The organism is Collimonas fungivorans, from assembly GCF_028292705.1.
Lineage (GTDB): Bacteria > Pseudomonadota > Gammaproteobacteria > Burkholderiales > Burkholderiaceae_D > Collimonas > Collimonas fungivorans_B.
In genome coordinates, this window is the sequence record NZ_JAQGLV010000414.1 from 1 (window position 1) to 4,288 (window position 4,288).

General features: G+C 56.8%; 4 protein-coding genes. All 4 read left to right on the forward strand.

The window, feature by feature from the left end; genetic code table 11:
- On the forward strand, window positions 1-849 hold an 849-nt coding region (locus JWQ61_RS21910), incomplete at its 5' end, for a type II secretion system F family protein (RefSeq protein WP_304362387.1).
- Window positions 846-1,730 carry a tetratricopeptide repeat protein gene (locus tag JWQ61_RS21915; protein WP_304362388.1) on the forward strand — a complete coding sequence of 295 codons (885 nt, stop codon included), beginning with the start codon at window positions 846-848 and terminating at the stop codon, window positions 1,728-1,730. The genes JWQ61_RS21910 and JWQ61_RS21915, both read left to right, overlap by 4 nt.
- A 38-nt stretch (window positions 1,731-1,768) precedes the next feature.
- On the forward strand, window positions 1,769-2,224 hold the full coding sequence (locus tag JWQ61_RS21920; RefSeq protein ID WP_304362389.1) for a DUF3613 domain-containing protein: 456 nt from the start codon (window positions 1,769-1,771) through the stop codon (window positions 2,222-2,224).
- Window positions 2,225-2,267: 43 nt separating this feature from the next.
- Window positions 2,268-3,965 (forward strand): TadG family pilus assembly protein, encoded by a 1,698-nt coding sequence (locus tag JWQ61_RS21925; protein ID WP_304362390.1) that lies wholly within the window; start codon window positions 2,268-2,270, stop codon window positions 3,963-3,965.
- Window positions 3,966-4,288 lie beyond the last annotated feature (323 nt).

Here is a 4,288-nt window from a genome sequence, read left to right on the forward strand (position 1 = left end):
AATCTGGACACAATTGATGAAAAGATCGCATCCCATGACCGCCCGGCTGCTACCGCCAATATCAGCGCCAAACCGACATCCTGGCGCGACCGGCTGGTGGCGGCCGGCGCCGGCTGGCTTGATACGCCGTTAGGACGTCAGCTGGTGGCGGAAGAAGATCGCCATCTGCTGGATCAATGCAATGTCAATGACATGCGCGGCAAATCCCTGTTTTTCCTGGCGCGAGTAGTGCTTGCCGTCAGTTTGCCCCTGCTCGGATTTTTGCTGTTTGATCGCGGAGGATGGCTGTCGCCGCTGCTGATTATTTTTTTCGGCATCGCCCTGGGTTACATGCTGCCGAAATGGATCATGCGGAGTGTCGCGCACAAGCGCCAGCGGCTGGCGGCCGAGGAACTGCCGTTACTGATCGACTTGCTGCGCCTGTTGCAAGGCGTGGGTTTATCGGTCGACCAGAGCCTGCATGTGATTGAAAACGAATTCGGAAATGTGCTGACGGTGCTGGGCGAAGAACTGGCGATCGCCAGTCGCCAATACAGCACAGGACGCAGCCGGGAACAATCGATGCGGCGATTTTCCACGGTGTTCGACAACGAGGATTTGCACGCGGTATCGCGCCTGCTGGTGCAGGTGGAACATCACGGCGGCGCGGTGCAGGAACCGCTCAAGCAGTTTAGCGAACGGATCCGCGAGCAGCGCAAGCTGGACATGAGAGAAAAGATCGGAAAACTGACAGTGAAGATGACCGGAGTCATGGTGCTGACCTTGCTGCCGGGACTGCTGGTGATTACCGGCGGCGTGGGTTTCCTGGCGGTGATAAGGGCCCTGTCAAGAATGGGAGCAAGTGCATGAAGATTTTTGATATGCGCCCGAACACGGGTAGCCACAGGGCCTGGTTTTCACTGTCAGCCATCGCATTGGCCTCGGTGTTGATGGCCGGTTGTGCAAGCAATTCGGCCAAGTTGTATGCGCAACAGAATGAAGCGGCGCAGCTGCGGCAGCAGGCGGAAGATAAGGCGCCCACACCCGACAACAAGGGCATGTATCTGGGTTTGATTCGGCAGATGCAGGAACAGGGCATGTATTTTGCGTCGCTGGCGCACATCGATGCCTACGAGCAGCAAAACGGCAGTACGCCCGAAGTCCAGCGTTTGCGCGCTGACGCTTTGCGCGAAACCAAGCAGGCAACGGCAGCCGATGCGGCGTATCGCAAGCTGCTGAATTCGCCCGAAGCGGGTGCGGCCTGGCACGGACTGGGTCTGCTGGCGGCACAGAACGGCGATTACAGGAATGCGGCCACATCGCTGCGGGAAGCGGTAAAGCGTGAGCCGACCAATCCCGTGATGCTGAGCGATCTTGGTTATGCAATGCTGCGCAGCGGAGATGTCGCCGGCGCCCGCGTGCCATTGGCGCAAGCTGCCGAGCTGGCGCCGGACAATCGCAAGATGATAGGTAACCTGGCGCTGTTGCTGTTGGTTTCCGGCGATGCAGAAAGGGCGCGTGCCGTGATGGACAAGGCGGCCTTATCTGCGGACAGCCGCGCCGCAATCTATCGCCTGGCCGCGGAAATCGGCCAACAGCAGCCGGTGGTGGTGGCGGTAAATGATTCTGCCGGCGGGACAAAAACCTTCACCGGCGGATCTGCGGTTACACCCGTTAAAAAAACCAATCCGGCGCTGCCGCCTGCGACACCGTTCCAGTCGATGCTGGATCGATTTGGCAATGGCGGCTGAACGTCATGCAATTCAATTTTTGCCCAAGAGGTCGACAAATGAAAGCGCAAGGAATCTTTGGTCCGTACATGCTGTTGCTGGTCGGCTCTGCATTGCTTGCAAGCGCCGGGGCCGTGCGTGCGCAGAATACGCCGCTCACCGGAAAACTGTTGCAAGAGCCTGCTGTTGCCGCCAAAACCGCACCGACACCAGCAGCGCAGCCTGCCGTGGTCAGCGCATCAGCAACGGCTCAACCGGCGGTTGCCGCAGCCCAGGCCGCTGCACCTGTACAGTCGCCACAAACCTCGGCGCCGACCGGGCCGGAAACCAGAATACGCATAGGCGATGTCACGCATACTTTATTGCAGGCGCAGGCCGACGGCCGTGTCGCAGGCCCCCGCCTGCCGATGCTGGGGGCGACAGCCGATGTCAGCTGGCAGCGTTACCTGGATAGCTTCAGGCATCCGCTGCCCGAATTCTTTAAAAATACAGTATCGAAGGAAACTTCAAATTGATCGCTTCCATACGGATAACCATAACAAAGCAACGCTAACCCGCATGAACGCATTATTCGACACCATGGTTGATTATTCCTCGGCTGCGCTTCCGCGGCAGCGTGAGGTGCGTCGCCATGGCGGTTCGATAATAGTGATGGTGGCGATATTTTTATCAATTGTCTTCATTTTGGCGTCGTCGATCGACATCGGCTATGTGTTTTACATGAAGCGCGATTTGCAAAAAACAGCCGATCTGGCGGCGCTAGCCGGAGCGCTGCAGCTCGCCACTACGCCGCCGGCAGGCAATCCGGCAACATGCGCGGCGAGCGATAAAGCTGTGCTGGCGGCCTTAGGCAACGCTCAGGCCAATGGCTTTGCGACAACCGCTCCTAACCAGATGTCAAATGTCATCACGGTAACTTGCGGCCGCTGGGATCCGGTCGCCAATGCGGCCCAGGCGCCAAACTATTTTGCTGCTCCGGTTGCCGGGACCAGCCTGAATGCGGTGAAGGTAGTCGTTGCACAGACCGTGCCGGCATTTTTTGGTTTGGGCTCGCGCACCATCAGCGGCCAGGCGATTGCTTCCGGCAGCAATCCCTATGCGACGTTCTCTCTTGGAACAGGACTGCTTGCTGTGTGCAGCGGCGCCAGCCCGTTGTTGAACCCCCTGGTCAACGGTCTCCTGGGCAGTAATATCTGCCTGAGCGCCGCGACTTATAACGGTTTGCTTGGATCACAGGTTTCGCTGCTGCAAATCGTGAACAATCTGAACTTGAATGTAGGCACCATCGATCAGGTGTTGAATACCCAGATTACCCTGGCGCAGCTGATAAATGCCACCATCCAGGCGCTGTCGCCGGCGCAGGTGGCGAACATAAATATTGCCGATCTGGTGAAGCTGACCACGGGGACATTGGGTGGAACCCTGCTGAAACTCGGTGATCTTATCAATGTCGGCGCCGCTGACGGATTGGCTGCGTTAAATGCGCAAATCAATGTCCTGGATCTTATCAATGTCGGGACCTTGCAGGTCGCTAACAAGAATAACCTGGTTAATTTGGGAGCGAATATCGACCTCGGTGGATTGGCGCAGGTCGGACTGCAATTACGATTGATTGAGCCGCCGCAGATGGCGGTTGGCGGCGTCGATACGGTAGCAACGTCGGCGCAAGTGCGATTGGCGCTCAATGTGAATGTTTTGCTGGGACTGGTTAATCTTCCTCTTTTTATCGACGTCGCTCCAGGGCAGGCAAAGCTCAAAAGCCTGCAATGTAATGCGCCGCAAAGCGCGACTTTCGAGATAACGACAGGTGTGGCGGAAGTTTGCCTGGCAAACGGGCAGACCGGCATGGGTGCGCCATTGTCATGTCCAGACGTGACTAAACCTGCGAACCAGGTGGCGGTTTTACCCTTGGTGAATCTCGGCATCAATGCACCTCTGCTAAGTTCAAAGACAACTACGACCTTATATCCGCCGCCACTTCCGGGCATTCCTTCAAGTGGCCCCAGCAGTAAACTTGTAGGCTCTTCCTTGGGTTCTATATTGGGAGGAATTCTCCAGCCGGGAACTTTTGTCTTTGGCGGACTCCTGAGCCTGCTGAATCCCCTGCTGATCACTTTGGGAGCGGTGTTAAACCCGATATTGGGAGCTGTCGGCTCGCTGCTTGATGCAACGTTTGCGTTGCTGGGACTGGGCATCGGACAAAGCACGCTCAATTTGTCGTCCATCAGTTGCGGCGATGTGAAGCTGGTTTATTAAAAACGAAGTTTATTCAAAACGAAATATCAATTGATGGAAAAGATGCGATGAAAATCTACGACAGACTGGCTGAAATCCGCGATTTACCCGCACCCCGGGGCACACCGACGGCAACGATCCAACCAGCCTTGCGCGAAGGTGACTGAAAGAGTTGATCATGCAAAACAAACCTTTGCAAGAAAGTCTCGATATATATATCTGGGAAGGCAAGTCCGATATTGCCGACCGGATTTCGCAATGCCTGGCGAGTTTCGATATCGAGGTGATCCGTGCCGACGGCATGGCGGTGACGCGCGACCAGGTAGCATCGCGGCCGTCGCTGG